Genomic DNA, 22,355 nt, shown 5'->3' with positions numbered 1-22,355 from the left:
TTTCGGTTGTTTATCGTTTTTTTTAATTTTTATCCCTTTTTTGTTTTGTTTATTTTTTTTTTATTTTTGTGGGTCCACCAATAACTGTGGCCCCACCACTTTTTTGAAGCACCACTAGTTATCCCCAGAACCATCCGGTTTCCAAAACATCTAGCATCCAGAACATCAAGAAAAAAATAAACCGTTGCCCGACATCCTGAACGGAAAGGGCAACGGTTATTTGTTTCTATATAATTAACCCACTAAATATTCGTTTTTGAGGGCTGTTTGGATTGCAGACAGAGCAAAAAAATCAGTTATAGGCTTCGCGCTGATATGTACTTAAGCGCTGGCTGATTTCTTTAATGCGACGACGGGATACCGTAATATCATGACCATCCGTCAGCTGAATAGTACGATCAGTCGTAAACCGTGTTTTCACAACGTAGTTGAGGTTGATCATAAACGATTTGTGTACACGTAAAAACATCGAACCATCCAGATTACGCTCAAATTCTTTCAGCGTTTTCGAAATCAGATAACGCTTTTTATCCCGCGTAAATACAAACGTGTAGTTTCCTTCCCCTTGCAGGCAAGTAATGTCTTCAACCGCAATGGTAATCGTACGGTTCAGATAAGGTAGAGCAATCCGCTGCATACCGCGCTGTGGGGTTGCAGAGAAATTTGGAATGAGTCCAGAGGGTTGGGTATTTGTCAGAGCGTCCATTACTGCCAGAGGTTTTCGTTTGTATTTGCGTTGAGATTATTGACATGACAAAATTACCGTTTCCGCGTGTCCCTAAAAAAAAACACCTGATCGCTAAGAGGCACTCAATGCAGAGAAACCAATTAACAATCAGGCGATTAACAAAAATATCTTCGTTCTTTTCCAGTATATCCCCTCACCGAACTGCGTAGAAATACGTAGTGGGATATAAGCAACTTTACGCGGATGCCAAAAGCGGATTTACGTAAAGTAGAGGGTATTTAGCTAACGGCAACCGGCTGCTGACGCATACGGTCAACGAATACCTGTGCCCGGCGGCGCGAAATCTTCACTTGCTGACCATCCGTAAGCTCCAGCTCACCTTCCTTTTTCACATAATACTTACGGACAAAGTTCAGGTTCACGATACACGATTTATGCACCCGAACAAAAGCCTGTCCATCCAACAATGTCTCGTATTCTTTCAGCGTACGTGAAACCAGCATACGCGTACCATCTTTCAAAAAGAAATTGGTATAATTACCACAACCTTCCAGCCGAACTATTTCATCAACCGACACAGTACGTTTACGGTCGTAGAACGGGATGAGTAATTTTTGTGTACAGGAAGTGCTTGTGTTTTTTTCCACACTTTTTGGAAATGGCATTGACACTGCATCCAGGAAAGATTCTGCTGTCATCGAGTTCATAGCGTTTTGAGATAGAATGGTTGAAAAGACAGTTTCCTAAGTTCGAGAAAATTAAAAAAATTAACGTTGAGTGCGTTGCAAACGTGTTTCAATCAGCAACGTTGCTATGTATTGTACAAAAAGCAATCCGTATACGTTTTTTCTGACAATTATTTCGATATCGTATATAGTATACGTTTAATTTCAGCGTGTTAGGCTATTTTATTTGACATTGATCACTTTTCCTTGCTCACTCATGGGTGTGGCGTTATGTTGAGTATTTTCACCAAAGTGTGTAATTTTCGCCCCAAATCTCCCCAATCGCCTATCCTCCGTAAAGTTTCGTATCTTTGCCGCAACTATTGGCGACAAGACCGGTATGCTGGATAAGGTTAAAGAAATACATCAGGACATAGACCAGTTTCTGGTCAATAATAAAGAGCAGCTGGAGCAGTTCCGGCTTAAATTCATCAGTCGGAAAGGCGTAGTTACCGAGCTTTTTGACAGTTTAAAAACGGTTCCTCAGGAAGATCGCCGGGCCGTAGGTCAGGAACTCAATGCCTTAAAAAACAAAGCCCAGGAGCGCTTTCAGGCTTTTTCGGAAGCCCTGGAAAACCAGGGGACCGAAGCACAGGGGCCGGCACAGGATTTATCGTTGCCGGTGTTTCCCAATCTGACGGGTACGCAACACCCGCTCTCGCTGGTACGTCAGCGCATTATCCAGATTTTTGAGCGCATTGGTTTTGATGTGTCCGACGGTCCGGAGATTGAATCTGACTGGTATAACTTCGGCGCCCTGAACTTTCCGGACAACCACCCTGCGCGCGATATGCAGGATACCTTCTTCATTGAGAAGAAAAGCGAAGGGTCTGACACGGATATGCTGCTACGTACGCACACATCAAATGTTCAGATCCGGCTGATGGAACATAAAAAGCCGCCGATCCGGTCGATTATGCCCGGCCGCGTTTACCGCAATGAAACCATTTCCGCCCGCGCCCACTGCATGTTCCACCAGGTTGAAGGCCTTTACATTGACCGGAATGTCGGTTTCAAAGACCTTAAAGACACGCTGTATCATTTTGCCAAGGAGATGTTCGGCAAGGATACCAAGGTCCGCTACCGGCCATCGTTCTTCCCGTTTACGGAACCAAGCGCTGAAATTGACATTTCGTGCCAGATCTGTAAAGGTGTCGGCTGCAACATCTGCAAGCATTCGGGCTGGGTTGAAATCGCCGGATCCGGTATGGTTGACCCGCAGGTACTGGCCAATTGCGGCATTGATCCTGAGGAATATACCGGCTTTGCTTTCGGTATGGGAATCGAACGGATTACCCAGCTGAAATACGTAGTTAATGACCTGCGCCTGTATACCGAAAACGACGTCCGCTTTCTGCGGCAGTTTGAGGGACTATAATAATTGTGAATGCGTGATTGAGCGATTGAGTGGCAGCAGGCTGTTTTTTCCGCTCAATCACGCATTCACTAAATCACTCAATGCCTCATGTCTCCCATCCGGCTTTCCGATTTAGCGTTTACGATTGAAGCAGTGCTGGACGATGCATTTGCCGGACGGACGGTTTGGGTGATTGCCGAAACCAGCGACATTAAAAACTATCCCGACCGGCAGTACTGTTTCCTGACGCTGGTCGAACGCGATACGGGTGGCAAGCGCGACACCCTTGCCAAACTCGAAGCCACCATCTGGCGGCGGCAATACCACCTTATCCGGGCCTTCGAACAGGCAACCGGCGTGGCTTTTGCCCGGAATATCCAACTGCTCCTCCGTGTTGCCGTCAGCTACAACGCTGTTTACGGCCTTCGCCTTGATATTCAACAGATTGACCATTCTTATACGCTTGGTAACCTGGAACGGGAGCGACAGGCCATACTGGATGCACTCGTAAACGATCATCCGGAACTGGTATGGCAACAGGATGGCCAGTATTTTACGGCGAATCAGTTGCTGCCCCGGCCACCTGTCTGGCAACGCATTGCCCTTATTTCGGCGCCCGGTTCAGACGGTCTCCGCGACTTCCGGCATGAACTGACCAACAATGCGTTCGGGTACCAGATTGAAGTGGATGAATACCTGAGTCAGATTCAGGGACAGGGGGCCGAAAAAGCCATTGCGGCCCAACTCGCCCGCATACAGGAAAAAGCAACGGAGTATGATGCTGTTGTTATTGTCCGCGGGGGTGGATCGCAGCTCGATTTCGGGTCGTTCGATACCTATCTGATGGGCGAAACGGTAGCCGGTTTCCCAATACCGGTACTGGCCGGCATAGGCCACGAACGGAATGTGAGCATTACCGATATGCTTTGCCACGCCAGCGTAAAAACCCCGACCAAAGCCGCTGCCTTCCTGATTGACCATAACCGGCAATTTGAGGAAAAATGCCTGCTTCTCCGCGACCGCCTGATTTCGGCTTCGCGGCAAACCATGCAGTCAACGGCCGATACGCTGAAAACTGATATTGACCGGCTTCGCTATGCCTTGTTTGGGTTTATGAAAAACCGGCAGACCGAATTAACCGAGAAAACGGTTACGATCCGGCACCTGGATCCGGCCAATGTGTTGAAACGGGGTTTTGCCCTGGTAATTAAAGACGGAAAAATCGTTACCAAAGGAGCAGATTTGCATCCAAACGATACTGTACAACTCCGTATGGCTGACGAAACAGTCACGGTGACGGTACAGGAAAACCAGTTGATAAAATAGAAAGTTAGTCGACTACTCCATCAAGCATAGAAAAATCTGATTGAAGATGACTTATCAGGAAGCTTATAACCAGCTACAGGCCATTGTCGAAGAAGTTGAAACAGAATCTGTTCCGCTCGACGAGCTTCCGGAGCGTATCCGGCTAGCCACAGACCTGATTGCCTTCTGCCAAAGCCGCCTGCGTGCAGTAGAAGTTGAGTATCTTGATGCCTTAGAGCGAATTAGTAAACGATAAAGTTTTATTTTTGCGGTTAATTTAGTTGCAATAGGCCATAAAGTTTGGCTAATTTTAAACGGATTCGGGTTTTACGGGTTGTGAGCACCAGAAAATGTGGGATAACACCTGAATCAACCAATCATCTGCTCGCTCTATATGGATTTTTTTGCCGTCATTAACGGAATATTTACAACCGAAGTTACGAACAAGATAGCCTTGTACGTGGACGAGCCCACTGAAAAAACGCAGAAAGCCGTTCAGGGGTTAGTGTACACGGTATTCGGTGGACTGATGAAACGAACTACATCAGAAATTGGTGTAAATCAACTATATAACTATTTACAGAAGCACAATCAGGCGGTAAGCATATCTGACAACCTGGTTAGTACACTCAAGGATCCGTCTCAGATCAATGCCTGTATACAGAACGGAAACGACGCTATCAGTCACCTGCTGCCTGCTCTGAAAAGTTCAATTGCCAGTATGATCTCGTCGTATGCCGGCATCCGGAATTCATCGGCGATCTCACTGCTCGGCATTACCTCTACTATAGTACTGGATGTACTGGGTAAACAGGTAAAAGAGCAAAAGATGGATGCCGACCGGCTGGCTGGCTTTCTGTTTGATCAGCGGGAAAGTTTTGTACAGAAAACGCCGGAAGCGCTCTTACCTCAGCTGGCCGAAAAGCTCAGTATTCAGCAGATTGTGGCTGGCCTGGCAGCTCCGGCTAAACGCATTCCGGAAACCCCGGTACCAATTAAGGTAGCTCCTGCCCCAAGCCCGATCGCTAATGTCTTTGACAGTGACCGCAACGGGGACAGTACCGACAGCCCGATCGGCAAAATTGCCGTTGGTGTGCTGATAGCGGCTTTACTGGGCGTCGGTGGTTATTTTGTCTACCAGAATTCGAAGAGTAATTCGACCGATACCGAGACCTCACAGGTTGTCGATGCGACTGATTCGACAAGCGGCAGCACCAGTCCTACCGATACCGTAGCGCGTTCGCTGGATGTACCCGTTGATACAACCCGGCGCACGACACCGGCCGCAGCGACAACAACAGCTGCCGCAACGTCGGTTGCCGGCAAAACAGCCACGCCCGCACCGGCACCGGTTACCCCGGCAGCCCCTGTTACCGGCGGCGGTGCCCTCTCTACCCAGCTGAAAACGTACCTGAGCGATGCAGCAGCCCCGAAAGGCCGTTCATTCCCGCTGGCAGGTATTACGTTCCAGCCAGGCTCGCTAAGTCTGGCATCAGGCTCAGAAGCAACGATTAACGAACTCGTTACGATCATGAAAACCTACCCTACCGCTCAGATTCAGCTGTTAGGGTATGCAAATGATGCAAAAGGCGGGCTGACCAACAAAAGCCTGTCGTTCCGCCGGGTAAATCAGATCAAACAACAGTTGATTACGGCCGGCATTGATTATGTCCGGATTGACGCTGTTGGCCGTGGCACCGGAGCGCCTGCCAAAAAACCGGGCGATACGACATCCGTGGTAAAGCCCGGCATCAGCAAGCCTAAAATTGACCTCCGCGTCGTTATTAAGTAATCCGTTCCGAAGGATTGGTTGCAGAAAACAACTATCGTTTTTACCAGTTGATTTAGTATGTACAACTAAATCGCTCAACGAAACGAACAGGATCATGCAACGAACATCAATCTGGCGGATGGCAACGGCCGCTTTTGTGCTGGGTAGCATCATCTATACCAGTCGCTCCGGCGCTAAGGCGGGGCAACGCAAAAAAGAACAAGCTAAGTTTAACGATAATGTCCTGCCCGAGTACGAGGAAGTTTTTGAGAAGAACCTCCTCGTACCCGATGGCTGGGTATTTGGTGTCGTCTGGCCGACGATTTATGCCGGAACAACGGCGCTGAGCGTGTATCAGGCTTTGCCGGAGCAGATCAACAACCCACGTTTCAGCCGTTCGATGCCGTGGCTGCTCCTGAACTATGCCTGTAACATGCTGTTCGGGCGCTTCTTCTCGGATCCGAAAGCCGAAAGCATTATAGCATCCAATGTCATTACCCAGCTGAATCTGCCGGCAGGGCTGGCGCTGCACAACAGCATGGAAATCGGACAGACGGAAGTAGATGGTCCGGAGAAATACCTGCGGTGGCCGATTAGTCTGTATGCAGGCTGGCTGACAGCCGCTACCGTGGCCGGTACGCCAAATATCTTCCTTGAAGCAGGCTGGTGGACACCAAACGAAAAACGGGATGTACCGATTGCGACCGGCATTCTGGCCGCCACGGGTGCGCTGGGCTATGCCGTCGCCCGCAAGCTGAACGACCCTGTATACATGATCCCGTTTGTGGCCGCCTTTGCCGGAATCGCTACCCGTCAGAAAGAGAAGCACGAATCAATTGCTTCGGTAGCGGCAACGCTTGCATTGGTATACAGCGCTGTTCTGGCCAAATGGTTACCCAAAGGCCATTTCAGACCGGTAGGGCCTGCCGAACTAACACCCGTACAGATAATTGTTCCTGACAATCAACCGTCTGAACAAGAAACCTTCCACGACGAGCTCGTCGATGTTGTGTAAATAGTAACCACAAAGGCGCTAAGGCAATAAGGTACACAAAGAAACTTCGTGCTTCTTATTTTCCTGGTGCCTTTGTGGTTCCCCAACTTACCTTTTCCTAAAAAATCCTAATTAAAACAACGAATTAGCGTAAAAACGCCGATTGTCTGCCATATTGCATTTCAGTAACAACAATACGTAATGATATATGGCAGAAACACTTACCTCTCCTGTAGCCGCCGGGGATTCTCCTCCGTTCAACATTCCCAAAATCCGGATCGAAACCGTTGATGCACTGCGTGGATTTGCGCTGTTCGGCATCCTACTGGTTCATGCCGCTGAATGGTTTTCGGCGGGTCCCCTGCCCTCATTTGTTTTTCAGACACACAGTCAGGGCATTGCCAACAACATTGTGCAGATGATTGTCGGTATTTTTTTCAGCGGCAAGTTTTACACGTTTTTTTCCTTTCTGTTCGGGCTGAGTTTTGCCCTGATGCTGACACGGAATGTCGGTTCAAACCGTTCCTTTTATCTCCGGTTTGCCTGGCGGCTGGTTATTCTGGGCGTAATCGGCTTTCTGCATCACCTGCAGTGGCGGGGCGATATTCTGAGTATTTACGCCATGCTTGGCTTTGTGATGCTCCTGTTCAGTCAGGCATCGCAGAAAGTGGTGCTGACGGTCGGGCTGCTGCTGGTACTGAACACCCCGATCCGAGTCATGAACATCTATGACTTTTTCTGGCCGAAGCCGGCTCCAGCAAAAACAGCGCAACAACCGCCGGCCCCGCCGGAAGAAGAAGCGAACCTGCTGTACAAAGAGCTGAAAGAAGGCAGTTATCCGGAGGTAATCCGGTCGAACTACCGGGGATTTAAAACCAAAATGGACTTTCAGTTCAGCAGTGGCCGTATTTACGTGACGCTGGGCTTTTTTCTGTTGGGTCTGTATGCCGGCCGCCGTCGTCTTTTTCAGCAGCTCACCGCTGAACGGTCTTTTTTCCGGAAGCTTACCCGCGCAACCGGCTTCGGTGTATTGGGGCTGACAGCCATTGGCATCCTGCTGATGGTACTTTTTGGTTCAGCCCAGCAACCGCCGAAGTGGGCAGAATTAACGTTCTGGTTTTTGATGGATACCCAAAGCGCAGCGCTGACGATCTTTTACATTGCCGGCCTGACGTTGCTTTTCCAGCGGGCGTGGTGGCAGGGAATTGTCAGTCCGCTGGCCTCAGTCGGTAAAATGGCCTTAACAAGCTATATCCTGCAAACGGTCTTCGGTACGCTGATCTTTATGGGGTACGGGCTCGGCCTACTCGGTGAAATTGATGTGTGGCAGGCCGCATTACTGGCATTTCCGATCTTTATTCTCCAGATTTTGTTTAGTCGCTGGTGGCTGTCGCGTTTCCGTTACGGTCCGTTTGAATGGTTGTGGCGCTCGCTGACCTATGGGCAGGCGCAACCCATGATCCGATCATTTTCCGCATGACATTTGATATCGTTGCGCCGGTATATGACCAGCTTGCCGGCCTTGTGTTCGGGCAAACCCTGAAAAAGGCCCAGACGGCTTTTCTGAATCAGATTCCGGCCGGTGCCTCCATCCTGCTTATTGGTGGAGGCACCGGCTGGTTGCTGGATGCCGTCTTAACGACCAGCACACCCCAGCGGGTCGTATACCTGGAAGCCTCCCGCAACATGCTGGCCATGGCCCGTGACCGGGTACGCAACCATCCCCTTGAGGGCAGAGTGTATTTTCAGCATGGTACTGAGGCTGACCTTGATACGCACGAACGCTTCGACGTTGTTCTGATCCCGTTTGTGGTCGATTTATTCGCTGAGCCGTTGTTGCGGGATGTCTTTTTCCCCCGAATTTACCACGCTCTGGCTCCTCACGGGTTTTGTATCATTACCGATTTCACCCCGCCGACAACGTGGTGGCAGCAAGGACTGAGTACCGGTATGTACCTGTTCTTTAAAGTAATGGCCAATGTACGGCCGTGGGCCTTACCCGACTGGCCTAAGCTGCTGAAACAGGATATGGGCTTTGTGTTACGCAGGCAGAAAACGTACTGGCAGCGCTTTATCGTCAGCCACTTATACCAGCGCACTCAGTAGCTTCACCAGTGCCGGAAAGGCCCGTAGTGATTGCCACTCCTCATCGCCCAGGTTCAGCCAGGGGCCATCCTGACGGGGCTTCTGGTAAACAGCTTCATCGGGATCAAACTCCACGGCATAAATCTCACCCATGATCTTTTGCAGATCAGCCCACGGCAGCGTCTGACTGCGGGAACGCTTGTTCTGCGTTGACTGCGCCTTAACGATCCGTTCGGCAAACAGGGCTGTCAGCCGGAGCTCGGTATCGCCTTCGCGCCGCCGGTCAATGAACGTCAGCTCAAACGGCAGCTCTTTTTTGGCTGACTCATACGTCGCCTGAATCAGCTCCTGCGCCAGATACTGCCAGTCCTCAACGTTTTCCGGCATCCCCTTCTGCGTTTTACCGTCGGGACGTTCAATGGTTATCTCCCAGAAATCATCATCCTCATCCAGTTCATCTTCGCTGACATCTTCCAGCTTTGTGGCGTCGACCAGTTTTGTAACGGCCTGCTGCCACAGGAGCGGCAACCGTCCCGACCAGCTGAAATCATCATCGGGCGAGAACCCTTCTGCAATCAGCTCATCCTCATCAATATCCTCACGGTCAGGATATGAAATCGAGAAATCAACCTGTAGAAAATCCTTAAATGCCGGACGGGCGGTCAGTGTATAAAAGTTGGCATAAGGCGCGGGCAGCGACCGTGCCGTCTGGAATCGAATCTGTATGTTTTTGAAAGGCATGCCTGTTCCGTTAATCTATTTTCCGGGTGCCAAATTACTCTTTATCTGCGTTTGATGCGTCAGTTATTCTTCAGCATCCACAACAATACCCCGTTGGAAGGCGCATAGGGCACCGTACTGACCGGCGTATTCAGTTGAGACACAAGATTATTTTTAGGCATCAGATACCCGTTTGCCTTAAAGACGCGCAGGTTGTCCGAAATCCAGTTCAGCTTAATCTGGTCGGCCAGGGCGCTTTCACCATACTGCCGGAGTCCCCGGATGGCGAGCCATTGCAGTCCCGCCCATGCATAGGGCGCATCCCACGGCTGCCCCGAAACGGTCAGGCTCGTAACCAGCCCGCCCGGTTTCAGGAAATCGCGTTTCAACGCGGCGGCTACCTGCTGCGCCTGTTCACGCGTGGCCGCCCGGAAAGCCAGCGGATACACCGCCGCCAGTGAATTGACCGGCGTTGACTTCTGGGTAGTCAGATCGTAGTCGCAGAAAAACGCGCGGCGCGGATTCCAGCAATACCGCTGAATGGCATTGTACCGCTGACGGGCCAGTTCGAGGTACTGCTGCGCCAGCTTCTTATTGCCTTTGAGGCGGTACGCATCCGAAAGCGTTACTTCCAGATGAAACAGCAGGCAGTTCAGATCCACCGGAATTACGTTTGTGGTCTGAATCGAGCGGGGCGTTTTACCATCTTTCAGCCAGCGGCTGCTCCCCTCCCAGCCCGATTCGGCAGCGGCCCGGATGTCGCGGTAGATTTCCGCTTCCGCGCGTCCTTTTTTGAAAAGTCCTGCCCGCTGCCTGGCCACCGCCACATCTTCCCTGTAGGCTTCGGGGCGTGGTGTGTCGCGGTCATCGAAGTACCGGTTCAGGTAGATTGTCGACGATAACCGGACGACGCGCCGGTCAGCCTGTCCGTTCTGCGCCAGTTTTTCCTTTCCCGCCATCCAGTAATCGTACTCCTTCTGTAAAGCAGGCAGGTAGTTGATCAGCGACCGGCGCCCCTGTACTTCCGTCAGTAAATTTACCATCAAGGCATAAACCGGTGGCTGCGACCGGCTCAGGTAATAGGTCCGGTTTCCGGCCGGGACGTAGCCGTAGCGGTTGATGAGGTAGCTGAAATTATCGGCCATATTCCGCAGCATAGCGACCTGCGTAACGCCCGACGCCTGCAAACCCAACATGGTGAAAAAACTCTGCCAGTAGCCCAAATCCTCGCCCCCGGCGTCGAGGGCCATATACGGTTTCGGCAGCGGAATCAGCGTACTCTGACCCTGTTGCTTTGCCGGAACCGGCTGGCGTACAAAGAATTTCCACTGGTCCTCCAGCGATTTCTGCACCGACGCGTCGGGGTCGCGGGTGAGCGGCACCGATGCCTGGACGGGCACAATAAAGTTCTGGTCAACAAACGATTTCAGGTCGAAATTGCGTTGCTGACGCTTCTGCTCGTAGTTCGATACAATGGTCGCTACCGGAAAACGGGGTGTACACGCCGGAAATGTTTTTGAATCGGCGAACACGCCTTTCAACTGCACGTCCTCCAGCAGCTTGCCGTATTGCCGTTCAATATCAAGTTGCGCAAAGCCTTTCTGCACGGTTAAGGCTACTAAAAAAAGAATTCTGACAAAGCGAATGGTCATCGAGTAGTAATTTGCGTTGAGTAACTTACCCATCCGGGGCCAGTCTGTTGCCGGATGACTACCCCGAACAACGTTTTAAAACGATTAACCATGAAATTTCTCCTTACTTTCTTATTAAGCGTCAGCGTACACTTACTTTACGCCCAGTCGTCCGACGAAAAAGCCCTGATTGCTACCGAAAAAGAGCGGTTCAACGCTCAGATCACCCGCGACCCGACTGTGCTCGACAAAGTTCTCGCCGATGATCTGATTTACACCCATTCCAACGGTCTGGTCGATTCCAAGCAGTCGTTTATCCAGTCGATCAAAGAAGCGAAGATGGTGTATGAGCAGATTAATGTGGAAGAGCAGAAGGTCCGGATTTATGGCAAAATTGCGGTGGTGAACGGGGTTTGTACGATTAAGGCCATCAACAACGGCCAGCCCATGAACCTGAAACTGCGCTATACTGATGCGTACAAACGCAACGGTAAGCAATGGCAGCTGATTACGTGGCAGTCCCTGCGGCTTTAGGGCTGCGCAGCTTCCTGCGCAAAAAAGGGCGACCACGTGGGGTCGCCCGTACATAATCATAAATCACAAATAAGCCAGGATACATTATTCGGCCAGAAGCAGGGCGCGGAGTTCGGTGGCGTCCTGTGGTTTCATGCGGCCGGCCAGCACCAGGCGCAGCTGGCGGCGGCGCAGGGCACTGTCGTACCGGTCTTTTTCCTCCGGCGTTTCGGCAATTACAGCGGGCACCTCAATCGGCCGGCCACTCTGGTCAACGGCAACAAAGGTGTAATAGGCACTGTTGGTGCTCACCCGGATACCCGCCGGAATATCTTCGGCCCATACGTCAATAAACACCTCCATCGAGGAGTTGAATGCCCGCGTCACCTGCGCTTTCATCGTAACAATGTTGCCCAGCCGGATCGGCTCGGCAAACGACACGTTATCGACCGAGGCAGTAACAACAATGCGGTTGGAGTGTTTCTGAGCAGCAATGGCCGCGGCAATGTCCATCCAGTGGAGCAGTCGCCCGCCCATCAGGTTATTGAGTGTATTGGTATCATTCGGCAGAACCATCTCCGTCATGATGGTCTTCGACTCGTGAGCGTATTTAGGCTGCGGCATTCGTAAGTTGATGATTTGGCTGCAAATATACGCCTTTCCGGCTACTCACCTAAGCAGAAGGGGCCTGACTGCAATGCAGTCAGGCCCCTTCCTATATCAGCATACAGCAGGCAGTTATGCATCCTTACGTACCGAACTGGCACCGGATGTGTTAGCACTGACCGACGCACTGCCCCGATAGCGTACCGAGCTGGCGCCGCTGGCATCAATGCTCAGTTTCTCGCTGGCATTAACGCGTACGCCGCTGGCACCCGAGACTTCCAGCTGCACTTTTTTCGACTGTAAATCAAAGGCTTTCACCGTGGTTGCGCCCGAAATATCGCCTGTTATCTGATCGGCACGGCCAATCAGATTAACGGTAGACGCTCCTGAAAAATCCACCTCTATCTTGTCGGCATCCAGTTCGATGGTCGATGTCGATGCACCGGAAACCTCAACTGACATGTTGCCCTGGTTTTTAAAACCCCGTACATCCGACGTTGACGCTCCGGAGAAATCAATGCCTTGCAGCGCCGGCATGGTGATTTCGAACGTTACCCGTTTGCGGTTACGGTTCCATTTCGAGCCATAGTGAATATCGAGCGTTTTGCCTTTCACCTGTGCATCCAGTTCATCCAGATCCTGCTTGCGGCCGGTGGCCTTCACGCTGTAGCTGCTGCCCTGTTTTACATGGATAACAAAAGCACTGCCCATATCCAGCCGGTCGAAGCCGTTGACGGAAAATGTGCGTGTCTCTTCTTCCTGCACGGTTTTATTCGTAAATGAAGCGCTGGCCAAACCGGCAGCAACTGTCAGCCCAAGGCCGAATGCGACGAAACGAGATCGTAAATTTTTCATGTTCTTAGTACCGTTTTGCGTAAAGATGCAGGAATTTACAGTCACGTTGCATGGGTCTTAAAGATTTATCCGCTTTCCGGTTCTGGCCGATTCGTAGATGGCCCGCACCAGCCGGATATCGCGCAAACCCTCCTCGCCCGGCACCAGCATCGGCTTGTTGTCCATAATGGCGCGGGCATCGTCGTCCATCTGCCGGATTTGCTGCCCCGGCTGATCATACGGGTGATTGATAATGCCGAGCGGACTGCTGCCCTTCACGCCCGCATAGGCCGAATACGGCTCCATTTTAATATCGCCCTTGTCGCAGCTTATTGTCAGAAAATTGGAATTTTCGCCGAAGCTGGTTTTGATGTCGGCCAGCACCCCGCCCTTAAATTCGAGTTGAGCCGTGGTCGTTTCGTCGAGGCCGTTTTTATAGATTTCCGGCCGGGTGGTCGAGGTAGTTGCCGACACGATAGCAATCGGCTCCATGCCCGTACCGATCCGTGCGCCCTGGATAGCGTACACGCCCATGTCGTAGAGCACGCCCCCGCCCATTTCCCGCTTTTGTTTCCAGTGGTCGGTGCGGTTATCGCGGTAGGCCGCCGTGCAGGCTACTTTCTTCACATTACCGAGCTGTTTTTCGCGGATAATTTTGCGGTATTCCTGCGTGTTGGGCTCATGGTGCAGCCGGTAGCCGATGGCCAGCTTCCGTTTATTTTTGCGGGCGGCGTCAATCATGGCCTGACACTCTTCAGGCGTCATCGCCATTGGTTTTTCGCACCACACGTGTTTTCCGGCATTAGCTGCCCGCACAACATACTCCTTGTGCATCGATGGCGGCAGCACCACATACACCACGTCGATGTCCGGATTATTCGCGATCTGATCGAACGTGTCGTAGTTGTAAATGTTCTTATCAGGAATGTTAAACTTCTTTTTCCAGGCCTCTGCCTTTGCCGGTGTACCGGTCACGATACCGGCCAGGTAACAGTTTTTGGTCTGTTGCAGGGCCGGTGCCAGCAGGTCGGTGCTGTAATAGCCCAGGCCGACGAGGGCAATACCCAGGCGTTCTTTTTTGGGTGCCGTTGCAGACAGCAGGACGTTGGGCGAAAACAAGGCCGTCGCCGTGCCCATCAGCGAGGTCTGGAGGAAAATCCGACGTGAAAACATACGATATAAAAGGGTTTAGCATGTTGGGTTAACAGGTACCTAAATTACTATTCTCCCCGCACATACGGTAACCAATAGTCGTTTAGTTCTGCCCCCGTTAGTGCTTATATGCAAAAGGACGGGATGGATACCCTTTTTTATACCTTATCAGGCTTACAATTTCATACACTTACTACGTCATTTTTCAGGCCTCCTGTATACTGTTCCGGCCATATGTTCGCAACAAGCGTTGACTTTCGCCAAATAAATATCCTACCTTTGCCCTATTATGATCATTCTCCGGCAATCCTATTATCGCTATGCGCAGTATACCAGCTCCTATCTGGTCCGGGATTGCTATTGCCTTGAATAAGCGTTTCTTCACGTCTATATAAGCTAGCCCGGATCGACCATCCGGGCTTTTTGTTTTCATCCAATTACACATCTATGAACCAACTCATGCAACCAGATGACTCATTCGTCAGGCTGCGGGAAAACATCGGAATCTGTTTGCCCGAACAAGGCTTAGCCGACAAACTGGCAATCGCCCGCCGGCAAAACCGCCGGCTTATCATCAAACTTGGTTTCGATCCGACTGCGCCTGACCTGCACCTCGGCCATGCTGTTGTCCTGAAAAAACTACGGCAATTCCAGGATGAAGGTCACACCATTGTTATCATCATCGGCGACTTTACAGCACGAATCGGCGACCCGACCGGCAAGAACAAATCACGGCCACCGCTCAGTGCCGGACAAGTGGCCCTGAATGCCCGGACCTATGTCAGCCAGCTAGGCAAAATTCTTAATACCTCTGCCTGTCAGATACGATACAATTCGGAATGGCTTGGCCGGATGGGAATGACAGAAGCCATACACCTTCTTTCGCAGGTAACATTGGCGCAGGTCATGCAACGTACTGATTTCAGCAACCGCTTTGAACAGAATATACCGGTTTCGCTGCATGAACTGGTTTACCCGCTATTACAAGGTCAGGATTCTGTTATGATTGATGCCGATATCGAAATGGGTGGTACTGATCAGCTGTTTAACTGCGCGATGGGCCGGCAGCTACAGGAGCATATGGGAAAACCCGCCCAGGCAGTGCTTTGTATGCCTTTGCTGAGGGGAATTGACGGATCGGCAAAGATGAGTAAGTCAGAAGGAAATACGATCGGTCTTACGGACGCGCCGGAAGAGATGTTCGGTAAGATCATGTCGATCCCGGATGCCCTGTTACCGGAATACATTCAGCTTACAACCAGCTTTTCTAACCCTGAAAAACAGGCGCTTGCAGAACGGCTTAGCTCTGGTGAAAACCCGATGCTTATCAAGAAACTGGTCGGATTGGATGTCGTACGGCAATACCATGACCAGCAGGCAGCTGAACAGGCACAAGCCTTTTTTGAAAAGCAGTTTCAAAGCCGGAATCCGGACGAAAAAGCCTTTACACAGGTTTCGCGCAGCACTCTTAACCTCTCTGATGTGACCATGCTAGTCGATGTATGCAAGGAATTGAAAACGGATCTGAGTAAATCGCAGCTACGCCGGTTAATCGAAGCGGGCAGCGTCAGTGTAAACGGTGAAAAAATCGTTGACCCAAGACACCTGATCGACCTGCACGATTCACCTATCAAACTTAAAATCGGCAAACGGGATTTTTTTGAGCTTGACGCGTAATTTGTAAGTAAGCTGAGCGGCACCTTATTCCACAAAGGGTTTATCAAAATACAGCCGGAAATGTACATGAATGGCTTTTTCAAAAATGTCTATCCGGGCCTGAAAATCGGGTTTGGGTTGTAAGCTTGTAATGTTCGGACTCAAATAAATATACCACATAGACACATAGGTCATATAACAGTAAAAAATCTTTGTTTTTCTATGTGACTATGTGGTATTGTAGCATTCCCCCCAGCTACCTAAAACCGCCAGACCGGCAGCGCCTCGCCCTGCGCAAAGTCTGATCGGTCGGCCGGCAGTTCGAGAAAGGCGCCGGCATCCATCAGGTTGGCAAAATCGCCGGAACCACTGCCCGGCAACGGCTCTGCGGTTAGTTTCCCGTCGGTGGCAACGGCCAGGCTAACCGGCAGAAAGAACGTCAGGGGCGGTTTAAAGGTGAAGTCACGGGCCAGGGCCGCAGTCAATGCCGGTGCCGCAGGTAAGCCAACCGAAGCCCGCAGGTGCGGCACAATGTAGCGGTACACACACATGGTGGTCGATACCGGATTGCCCGGCAAGGCGAATACGACCTGCTGATCGCCGGCCGTTGACCCAAACCAAAGCGGTTTACCCGGCCGCTGGGCAACCTGATGGAAATGCCGCTGCACGCCCAGGGCCGTCAGCACGTCGGGCACAAAATCAGCTTTGCCGGCCGACACGCCGCCACTCAGAATCAATAGGTCATTTTCCGCCAGCAGTTTACCCAGTTCATCCGTCAGCGTCTGCCGGTCGTCGTGAATATGGTGGAGCGATGCCTGAATCCCCATACCTGCCAGCACCGCACGGATCATCCAGGTATTGGATTGCCGGATCTGGTGCGGCAACGGCGTTTCACCAACGCCCACCAGTTCATCCCCCGTTGAAATCAGGGCAACCCGCGGCAAACGGGTAGTTTCTACTGTTGCTTTCCCGACCGTTGCCGCCACGGCAATGTGGGCGGGCTGCATTACCTGTCCCGCCTGAATCAGCCCATCGCCCGACCGGCGGTCAACGCCTTGCCGGTGAATATTCTGACCCTCAGTAAGGTTGTCAACCTGAATCGTCGCCTGTCCGCCGGTAGTTTTGATATCTTCGTACCGGATCACGGTATCGGCGCCGATTGGCAGCATGGCTCCCGTCATCACCTCCCAACAGGCGTCAGGGTGTTGCAGGGTTTGCTGCGGCTGACCGGCAAACTGCGTTCCTTCAATCCGGAAGGTGCGCTGTCCGGCGGCAAAAGCCTCATACCGGAAAGCGATTCCGTCCATCGTCACGCGGTCAAACGGCGGAAAATCACGGTCGGCCGTGACGGGTTCGCGCAGTATCCGGCCGGTGGCCATGTCCAGCGGCGTAGTTTCGGCCGGCAACCGGAGCAGGTGCGTCTGAATGATGGCCGTAGCGTCAATTACAGAAATCATAGTATGTTTGTGCGCGTTCTTACGCAGGTTACGTTTCCTGACGATTTTATTCGCAAAGGTATATGAAAGATTTCTCGCATCTCGACGCACAGGGTAATCCATCGATGGTTGATGTCGGCCAGAAGGCTGTCACGAAACGCACCGCCCGTGCCCGCAGCATTGTGGTGTTGCCCGAAGAGGTGATGACACACCTCGACAGCAACGACATCCAGACAAAGAAAGGCCCTGTTTTTCAGACCGCTATCATTGCCGGCACCATGGCTGCCAAACGGACAGACGAGCTCATTCCGCTCTGCCATTCGCTGGGTCTCGACAACTGCCGGATTACCATCACTACCGACGGCCACGACGCCATTGTCGACTGTACGGTCTCGACCGAGGGCAAAACCGGCGTTGAGATGGAGGCGCTGGTGGGCGCATCAGTAGCCGCCCTGACCATCTACGACATGTGTAAAGCATTCTCCCACGACATCGTCATCAAATCAACGCAGCTTATGGAAAAATCCGGCGGGAAGCGGGATTTTAACCGGGAAGGCTAGATTTACCAATCTCCGAAACACACCTGCCGGTTATGAGTTGTATGGTAATACCATTAAACTAACTCGGATGACAACCCGGAGACGACTATTACTGGCGTTGGGTTCCTGTGTGGCCGGCTTCGCAGCACAGGCCCAGACAGCCCCCAAAGCAGTAGACGTACCTGAATTTACGCGGCAGCGGATGCAGCACCAGCGCATCATTGGCCTGACGCTCGGCGGTTACGCCCTGGCCAACATTGCGGCCAGCGGAATTGCTGCTTCCCAAACGACGGGCGAGACCAAATACTTCCACCGCATGGGCGTTTACTGGAACCTTGTTAACCTCGGTATCGCTGGTTTCGGGCTGTTGGGTGCGCGCAGACAGGCAGGGACGGAATCACTGGCAGAGGCCGTTACAGAACACGAAAAAATGAAACAAATCCTGCTGCTCAACGCCGGTCTTGATGTTGCCTACCTGATGGGCGGAGCCTACCTCATCGAACGTGCCAACCGCCCGGCCGAAATCTCCCGCCGCGATCAGCTGCGCGGTTTCGGCAAGGCGGTAATTGTGCAGGGCGGCTTTCTGCTGGCATTTGATGTCGTAAACTTTCTGATTTTCAAAAACAGGGATAAGCAGCAAACCCAGCTGATTCAGGCAACCGAACACGGTGTGGGTGTTGTTCTGCCGATACGCTAATTAATGGCATACCGGCTCAGGGCGGTCATTTCGGCGCGGACTCTGGCTGTCCATTCGGGTTGCCGGGTGGCGTCGGCATAAATGTCGCGGTCATATTCGTCCTGATAACGCTCGTATTCCTTGATGAGCTCCCAGTACAGTTTTTCGCCGTAAAGGTTCCACGAGCGCATATCCCTGATTTTACCCTCATAGGCCTTCCTGAGTTTGCGGGCAAACAGTTCGGCAATGTCGAAATGCAGTTGTTCGTGTTGCAGAACGAGGTCGTTTTTACCCTCAGCCCGCACCCACGAAAATTCGGCATTAAAATAGGTATATACCTCGGGATCAACGCGGATTTTCCATCCCGGCTTTACTTTCGGCAGTACCACAATTGAGCAACGGGTTTCGGCCAGAGCAGTAGATGCTTCGCGGATCCGGCCCTTAAAATTCTTCCACTGCAAATGGCGGTCGGGGTGCCAGCTGATTTCCTTTTCGTAGGGTGCGAGGTCTTTAAACCGCAGCGCAACGGCGCGGATCCGGTGGCAGGTACTGAACACATTCGGGTACTTATGCTCATAGATTTTCAGGGCATTAGCCCCCAGAATACGGGCCTGATTACGGGCCAGATTCTTTACATCGTCGAAGCTGCACCCCAGCGACAAACTGCCTTCCAAAACATTTACTTCGCCGATGCGTTCGGCTGATGTGGAATCATAAGTCTCATTTTCATCAAACACAACGACCAGATCATGTTCGGCCAGGGGCGGGTACAGTTTGTTGACAGACGTGCTGATTTGTGGCGCACACGCCTGCAAACTTCCCATGAGAAAAAGCCAAACTACCCGTTTCATCGTATTTTTGCGGCATGATACGTTGTCCGCGTCAAAACTAAGCATTATGACCAATACTCATTCAACAGACGAATACTTTTTAAAACAGGCCATTGTACGCCGGCATACAGGTTGGCAACGATAGGTCAACACGCGTTCATGCACTCAATCGCTCTTTCACCCTCTCACTCTTTCGCTCTTTACTCATGTCCTCTCATCATATTGTCCGCGAAAAACAGGAACCTGCCCTGCTGATTGCTAACGGGGAAGCCTGCGATCCGGAATTACTGGGCCAGTTGCTCGAATGGAGCCCGTTTGTCGTTGTGCTCGACCACGCGATCTGGCGGGTGTTCGAACTTGGCATTAAAGTCGATGTGCTGCTCGGCGACTTCGACCGCGACGTTGATCTGGACATGGTACGTGAACGCCAGTATCCGATTGAGATTGTCCATACGCCCGATCAGAACAAAACCGACCTCGAAAAAGGGATTGACCTGCTGATTGATCGCGGCTTTCCGGCCGTAAATATCATTTGGGCAACCGGTCGCCGGGCCGATCATTCGATCACTAATATGACCAACATCGTCCGGTATAAACACCAGATCAAAATGGTCCTGTTCGACGATTATTCGCGCATTTTCCCGCTGGTCGGTACGTTTGAGAAATGGTACGAAAAAGGCACCCCCATTTCCCTGATTCCGGTCGGGGTGGTCGATGGCATTGAAACAAGCGGCCTGCTGTATAACCTGCACGATGAACAGCTGACACTCGGCTACCGGACCGGCAACAGCAATGAAGTCGCGCAGGACGGGTTTGTCCGGATTTCGGCCCGTGAAGGAGATTTACTGATTATGGAGTGCTGGGACTGAACCGGCGTGCGTTGCGGCCATACCTGTGCCCAGCTGCATATGACCAGCAACAGCCAGCAGGGCACGATTTCCCGTTGCCGGGCCGGTTGCTTGGCCAGCCAGTTCATAAATGCCATCAGGAGTAAAAACGTCATCGGGGCCATCGTACGGGCATCTGGCCCCTGGAATGGACTAACCAGGCGAATGGCCCACAGGCAAATGACATAGCCAATGCCGGTCAGCAGAAAGTAACGGGCTACGGACGACGGTTCTGCCGGTGAATCGGCCGGTATCCGTTGCCAGACCCGCCAACCGGCCAGACAAAGACCGGCCTGCACCAAAGCACCGGATAAAGGCAGGATGAGGCCCTGCGAAGGTGTCCAGTCGCGGACCAGCAACAGTTCATTTAGCAGTGACTTCCCTAAAAGGCTCATCAGCTCCGGCAACGACTCAACGGGCAACCAGCGTTCCCCGCCGTATGCAGAACCGGTCAGCGCATTGTTCAGCCAGAAATAGCCCGCACACAGGGCAAGACCGGTCCCGGCTACCAGCCAGTCAATCAGCGGCCGGACGCGGGATTTTTCAATCCTGTTCAGCACCGGTAGCATGAGCCAGACGAACAGGCCCACATACCGGATCAGAAACAACGCCATCCCAAGGCATATCAACCGGACACCCGAATGACCATCAGCCGATGCGCGATACCGGCTATACGCCCATACCCATTCCGCAAGCAGCACCAGAAACACCGTTTCGGACCAGGTATAGGCGGCTATCCGCAGACACTGGCCCATCAGAAAAACGGAGGTCATCAGGGTTGCCGTCAGGCGACTCACGCGCTTTGACCATAACCAGCCGAAAGCCATAACCGCAAGCCCGTTTACCAGTTTTGACGCCCACAGACCGGAGATGCCAGTCAGTGTAGAAACGACAGCAATCAGACCAGGATAGCCTACCGGAAAGGTGCTGTCCCACCCGTACCGGAACATTGCCATACGCAGGTATACCCACGAATCGGGTGACGTAAAGTGATTGGGATTAATCAGGCAGAGCAGGATCAGCCAGAGCAGTATGAGGGCAATAACCGGAATCAACAGGTTATCAACGCAATAACGTCTCAAGTTCCTGTTTCGTTAAGCCGGTCATGTCGGCAATTTCGGCTGTCGTAAATCCCTTAGTCAGAAGCTTTTGTGCCAGCACACGCTTTTCCTGCAAACGGCCTTCTTCATGGCCTTCAGCAAAACCCTCTTCACGACCTTTCTTTTCGGCATCGTTCAGCAGCGTTTTTTCCGTACTGACACTATCCCAGTATTTGTCGTAGCTGAATAGTTCATCCTTTGTAAAACCGGATTCCTGTAAATAACCGACGGCTTCCCGTAACTCGTCTACCTCCAGTAAATCCGGAGAAACCGTTTCGCTGTTGTCTTCAATTTCGGTCAGATACCGCAACCAAAGTACCTGCAGTTTCTTATCACGGATATGCTGTGCCCTGAATTTCGGCAGTTCAACAAAAATAAACTGAAGCCCTTCCAGCGTACGCTCCGGATATTGCGTATGAACGATCTGGTAATGGTGATAAAAGGCCGGCAGCTCCTTCTCAAACACCTCATTCACAAGACTTAACGCATAAACCGGATGCAAACCACGGTATTCTTTGCCTTTATCCAGCTGCTGTACATACGCTTTTGAGGCATTGAACAGTACCCGACTCTTAAAGCTATCAGTCCATAACAGCTGCATTTCCACAATAAACTGACGCCCTTTATTGTCCCGGCAACGGACATCTACAATAGAATGCTTGAGCAACGGTACCGGCGGTACCATTTCCGGAGACAGGTATTCAAGGGATTCAATCCACTCACCTTCCGGCAGGGGCAGTAAGGCATTCAGAAAACTGCGCAGCAGATGCGGATGGGTACCGAAGACTTTTTTAAACGTCAGATCGTTTTTTGGATCAAGGTAACGCATGTTTTTTTACAGTTTAGTTAA

At 51.8% G+C, this 22,355-nt stretch carries 23 protein-coding genes; 12 read left to right on the top strand and 11 right to left on the bottom strand.

What is annotated here, in order from left to right:
* Nucleotides 1–292: 292 nt before the first annotated feature.
* Nucleotides 293–637 (bottom strand): LytR/AlgR family response regulator transcription factor, encoded by a 345-nt coding sequence (locus tag AC23NW_RS18270; RefSeq protein WP_487451105.1) that lies wholly within the window; start codon nt 635–637, stop codon nt 293–295.
* 329 nt (nt 638–966) lie between these two features.
* Nucleotides 967–1,395, bottom strand: a complete 429-nt coding sequence (locus AC23NW_RS18265; protein WP_487451104.1) for a LytR/AlgR family response regulator transcription factor — start codon at nt 1,393–1,395, stop codon at nt 967–969.
* 358 nt (nt 1,396–1,753) lie between these two features.
* On the opposite strand from AC23NW_RS18265, the gene pheS reads away from it, so the two are divergent.
* The 7 genes from pheS (at nt 1,754) to AC23NW_RS18230 (ending at nt 8,946) form a co-directional block, all read left to right on the top strand.
* Entirely contained in the window at nt 1,754–2,791 is a 1,038-nt protein-coding gene (gene pheS, locus AC23NW_RS18260; RefSeq protein WP_487451102.1) for a phenylalanine--tRNA ligase subunit alpha, read from the top strand.
* Nucleotides 2,792–2,878: 87 nt separating this feature from the next.
* Nucleotides 2,879–4,096, top strand: a complete 1,218-nt coding sequence (locus AC23NW_RS18255; RefSeq protein WP_487451100.1) for an exodeoxyribonuclease VII large subunit — start codon at nt 2,879–2,881, stop codon at nt 4,094–4,096.
* A 46-nt stretch (nt 4,097–4,142) separates the two neighbouring features.
* Nucleotides 4,143–4,331, top strand: a complete 189-nt coding sequence (xseB, locus tag AC23NW_RS18250; RefSeq protein ID WP_293833578.1) for an exodeoxyribonuclease VII small subunit — start codon at nt 4,143–4,145, stop codon at nt 4,329–4,331.
* A 138-nt stretch (nt 4,332–4,469) separates the two neighbouring features.
* A complete protein-coding gene (locus tag AC23NW_RS18245; protein ID WP_487451098.1) occupies nt 4,470–5,867 on the top strand; it encodes a DUF937 domain-containing protein in 1,398 nt (465 codons plus the stop codon).
* A gap of 94 nt (nt 5,868–5,961) precedes the next feature.
* Nucleotides 5,962–6,861 (top strand): tryptophan-rich sensory protein, encoded by a 900-nt coding sequence (locus AC23NW_RS18240; RefSeq protein WP_487451096.1) that lies wholly within the window; start codon nt 5,962–5,964, stop codon nt 6,859–6,861.
* A 187-nt stretch (nt 6,862–7,048) separates the two neighbouring features.
* Nucleotides 7,049–8,320 carry a DUF418 domain-containing protein gene (locus tag AC23NW_RS18235; protein ID WP_293833573.1) on the top strand — a complete coding sequence of 424 codons (1,272 nt, stop codon included), beginning with the start codon at nt 7,049–7,051 and terminating at the stop codon, nt 8,318–8,320.
* Complete coding sequence (locus AC23NW_RS18230; protein WP_487451094.1) at nt 8,317–8,946, top strand: class I SAM-dependent methyltransferase; 630 nt, start codon at nt 8,317–8,319, stop codon at nt 8,944–8,946. The genes AC23NW_RS18235 and AC23NW_RS18230 overlap by 4 nt, the downstream gene beginning before the upstream one ends.
* On the opposite strand, the gene AC23NW_RS18225 is transcribed toward AC23NW_RS18230, so the two are convergent.
* Both AC23NW_RS18225 and AC23NW_RS18220 read right to left on the bottom strand, forming a co-directional pair.
* Entirely contained in the window at nt 8,926–9,666 is a 741-nt protein-coding gene (locus AC23NW_RS18225) for a hypothetical protein (RefSeq protein WP_487451092.1), read from the bottom strand. The genes AC23NW_RS18230 and AC23NW_RS18225 overlap by 21 nt on opposite strands.
* 59 nt (nt 9,667–9,725) lie before the next feature.
* Nucleotides 9,726–11,297, bottom strand: coding sequence for a trehalase family glycosidase (locus AC23NW_RS18220; RefSeq protein WP_487451090.1), 1,572 nt, complete (start codon nt 11,295–11,297; stop codon nt 9,726–9,728).
* 90 nt (nt 11,298–11,387) lie between these two features.
* Between AC23NW_RS18220 and AC23NW_RS18215 the strand changes: the two genes are divergently transcribed.
* Nucleotides 11,388–11,810, top strand: coding sequence for a nuclear transport factor 2 family protein (locus AC23NW_RS18215; RefSeq protein WP_487451089.1), 423 nt, complete (start codon nt 11,388–11,390; stop codon nt 11,808–11,810).
* Between the two features lie 84 nt (nt 11,811–11,894).
* Here AC23NW_RS18215 and AC23NW_RS18210 read toward each other — a convergent pair whose 3' ends face one another.
* The 3 genes from AC23NW_RS18210 to AC23NW_RS18200 form a co-directional block, all read right to left on the bottom strand.
* Nucleotides 11,895–12,413 carry an acyl-CoA thioesterase gene (locus AC23NW_RS18210; RefSeq protein WP_487451087.1) on the bottom strand — a complete coding sequence of 173 codons (519 nt, stop codon included), beginning with the start codon at nt 12,411–12,413 and terminating at the stop codon, nt 11,895–11,897.
* A 114-nt stretch (nt 12,414–12,527) separates the two neighbouring features.
* Nucleotides 12,528–13,250: a head GIN domain-containing protein gene (locus AC23NW_RS18205; protein WP_487451085.1), complete on the bottom strand. Its 723-nt coding sequence runs from the start codon at nt 13,248–13,250 to the stop codon at nt 12,528–12,530.
* Nucleotides 13,251–13,307: 57 nt separating this feature from the next.
* Nucleotides 13,308–14,402 (bottom strand): Gfo/Idh/MocA family protein, encoded by a 1,095-nt coding sequence (locus AC23NW_RS18200; RefSeq protein WP_071502715.1) that lies wholly within the window; start codon nt 14,400–14,402, stop codon nt 13,308–13,310.
* 426 nt (nt 14,403–14,828) lie between these two features.
* Between AC23NW_RS18200 and tyrS the strand changes: the two genes are divergently transcribed.
* Nucleotides 14,829–16,058 (top strand): tyrosine--tRNA ligase, encoded by a 1,230-nt coding sequence (gene tyrS, locus AC23NW_RS18195; protein ID WP_487451083.1) that lies wholly within the window; start codon nt 14,829–14,831, stop codon nt 16,056–16,058.
* A gap of 239 nt (nt 16,059–16,297) precedes the next feature.
* On the opposite strand, the gene AC23NW_RS18190 is transcribed toward tyrS, so the two are convergent.
* Nucleotides 16,298–17,494 (bottom strand): molybdopterin molybdotransferase MoeA, encoded by a 1,197-nt coding sequence (locus AC23NW_RS18190; RefSeq protein WP_487451082.1) that lies wholly within the window; start codon nt 17,492–17,494, stop codon nt 16,298–16,300.
* Between the two features lie 62 nt (nt 17,495–17,556).
* Here AC23NW_RS18190 and moaC point away from each other — a divergent pair, with 62 nt between their 5' ends.
* Nucleotides 17,557–18,033 (top strand): cyclic pyranopterin monophosphate synthase MoaC, encoded by a 477-nt coding sequence (gene moaC, locus AC23NW_RS18185; protein WP_487451080.1) that lies wholly within the window; start codon nt 17,557–17,559, stop codon nt 18,031–18,033.
* Nucleotides 18,034–18,100: 67 nt separating this feature from the next.
* On the top strand, nt 18,101–18,709 hold the full coding sequence (locus tag AC23NW_RS18180; protein ID WP_293833549.1) for a DUF6992 family protein: 609 nt from the start codon (nt 18,101–18,103) through the stop codon (nt 18,707–18,709).
* Here AC23NW_RS18180 and AC23NW_RS18175 read toward each other — a convergent pair.
* Nucleotides 18,706–19,539 carry a hypothetical protein gene (locus AC23NW_RS18175; RefSeq protein WP_487451079.1) on the bottom strand — a complete coding sequence of 278 codons (834 nt, stop codon included), beginning with the start codon at nt 19,537–19,539 and terminating at the stop codon, nt 18,706–18,708. The two genes, AC23NW_RS18180 and AC23NW_RS18175, sit on opposite strands and share 4 nt — an antisense overlap.
* Nucleotides 19,540–19,724: 185 nt before the next feature.
* On the opposite strand from AC23NW_RS18175, the gene AC23NW_RS18170 reads away from it, so the two are divergent.
* Nucleotides 19,725–20,387: a thiamine diphosphokinase gene (locus tag AC23NW_RS18170; protein WP_487451077.1), complete on the top strand. Its 663-nt coding sequence runs from the start codon at nt 19,725–19,727 to the stop codon at nt 20,385–20,387.
* On the opposite strand, the gene AC23NW_RS18165 is transcribed toward AC23NW_RS18170, so the two are convergent.
* Both AC23NW_RS18165 and AC23NW_RS18160 read right to left on the bottom strand, forming a co-directional pair.
* Nucleotides 20,291–21,487, bottom strand: coding sequence for a hypothetical protein (locus AC23NW_RS18165; RefSeq protein WP_487451075.1), 1,197 nt, complete (start codon nt 21,485–21,487; stop codon nt 20,291–20,293). The two genes, AC23NW_RS18170 and AC23NW_RS18165, sit on opposite strands and share 97 nt — an antisense overlap.
* Entirely contained in the window at nt 21,468–22,334 is an 867-nt protein-coding gene (locus tag AC23NW_RS18160) for an Rpn family recombination-promoting nuclease/putative transposase (protein WP_487451073.1), read from the bottom strand. The genes AC23NW_RS18165 and AC23NW_RS18160 overlap by 20 nt, the downstream gene beginning before the upstream one ends.
* Nucleotides 22,335–22,355 lie beyond the last annotated feature (21 nt).

Source organism: Arsenicibacter sp. R0_47, from assembly GCF_057652235.1.
Note: the sequence above shows the minus strand (reverse complement) of the source record. Positions and strands in the feature narration are given on the sequence as shown.

Excerpts from the sequence above, each read along its gene's own strand:
- AC23NW_RS18180 (WP_293833549.1), top strand. The coding sequence starts at position 18,101 with ATGACAACCCGGAGACGACTATTACTGGCGTTGGGTTCCTGTGTGGCC.
- AC23NW_RS18210 (WP_487451087.1), bottom strand. The coding sequence starts at position 12,413 with ATGCCGCAGCCTAAATACGCTCACGAGTCGAAGACCATCATGACGGAG.
- AC23NW_RS18215 (WP_487451089.1), top strand. The coding sequence starts at position 11,388 with ATGAAATTTCTCCTTACTTTCTTATTAAGCGTCAGCGTACACTTACTT.
- AC23NW_RS18245 (WP_487451098.1), top strand. The coding sequence starts at position 4,470 with ATGGATTTTTTTGCCGTCATTAACGGAATATTTACAACCGAAGTTACG.
- tyrS (WP_487451083.1), top strand. The coding sequence starts at position 14,829 with ATGAACCAACTCATGCAACCAGATGACTCATTCGTCAGGCTGCGGGAA.
- AC23NW_RS18235 (WP_293833573.1), top strand. The coding sequence starts at position 7,049 with ATGGCAGAAACACTTACCTCTCCTGTAGCCGCCGGGGATTCTCCTCCG.
- AC23NW_RS18230 (WP_487451094.1), top strand. The coding sequence starts at position 8,317 with ATGACATTTGATATCGTTGCGCCGGTATATGACCAGCTTGCCGGCCTT.
- AC23NW_RS18265 (WP_487451104.1), bottom strand. The coding sequence starts at position 1,395 with ATGAACTCGATGACAGCAGAATCTTTCCTGGATGCAGTGTCAATGCCA.
- AC23NW_RS18190 (WP_487451082.1), bottom strand. The coding sequence starts at position 17,494 with ATGATTTCTGTAATTGACGCTACGGCCATCATTCAGACGCACCTGCTC.
- AC23NW_RS18175 (WP_487451079.1), bottom strand. The coding sequence starts at position 19,539 with ATGAAACGGGTAGTTTGGCTTTTTCTCATGGGAAGTTTGCAGGCGTGT.
- AC23NW_RS18240 (WP_487451096.1), top strand. The coding sequence starts at position 5,962 with ATGCAACGAACATCAATCTGGCGGATGGCAACGGCCGCTTTTGTGCTG.
- AC23NW_RS18255 (WP_487451100.1), top strand. The coding sequence starts at position 2,879 with ATGTCTCCCATCCGGCTTTCCGATTTAGCGTTTACGATTGAAGCAGTG.
- AC23NW_RS18220 (WP_487451090.1), bottom strand. The coding sequence starts at position 11,297 with ATGACCATTCGCTTTGTCAGAATTCTTTTTTTAGTAGCCTTAACCGTG.
- AC23NW_RS18270 (WP_487451105.1), bottom strand. The coding sequence starts at position 637 with ATGCAGCGGATTGCTCTACCTTATCTGAACCGTACGATTACCATTGCG.
- AC23NW_RS18205 (WP_487451085.1), bottom strand. The coding sequence starts at position 13,250 with ATGAAAAATTTACGATCTCGTTTCGTCGCATTCGGCCTTGGGCTGACA.
- AC23NW_RS18170 (WP_487451077.1), top strand. The coding sequence starts at position 19,725 with ATGTCCTCTCATCATATTGTCCGCGAAAAACAGGAACCTGCCCTGCTG.
- AC23NW_RS18225 (WP_487451092.1), bottom strand. The coding sequence starts at position 9,666 with ATGCCTTTCAAAAACATACAGATTCGATTCCAGACGGCACGGTCGCTG.
- moaC (WP_487451080.1), top strand. The coding sequence starts at position 17,557 with ATGAAAGATTTCTCGCATCTCGACGCACAGGGTAATCCATCGATGGTT.
- AC23NW_RS18160 (WP_487451073.1), bottom strand. The coding sequence starts at position 22,334 with ATGCGTTACCTTGATCCAAAAAACGATCTGACGTTTAAAAAAGTCTTC.
- AC23NW_RS18200 (WP_071502715.1), bottom strand. The coding sequence starts at position 14,402 with ATGTTTTCACGTCGGATTTTCCTCCAGACCTCGCTGATGGGCACGGCG.
- pheS (WP_487451102.1), top strand. The coding sequence starts at position 1,754 with ATGCTGGATAAGGTTAAAGAAATACATCAGGACATAGACCAGTTTCTG.
- xseB (WP_293833578.1), top strand. The coding sequence starts at position 4,143 with ATGACTTATCAGGAAGCTTATAACCAGCTACAGGCCATTGTCGAAGAA.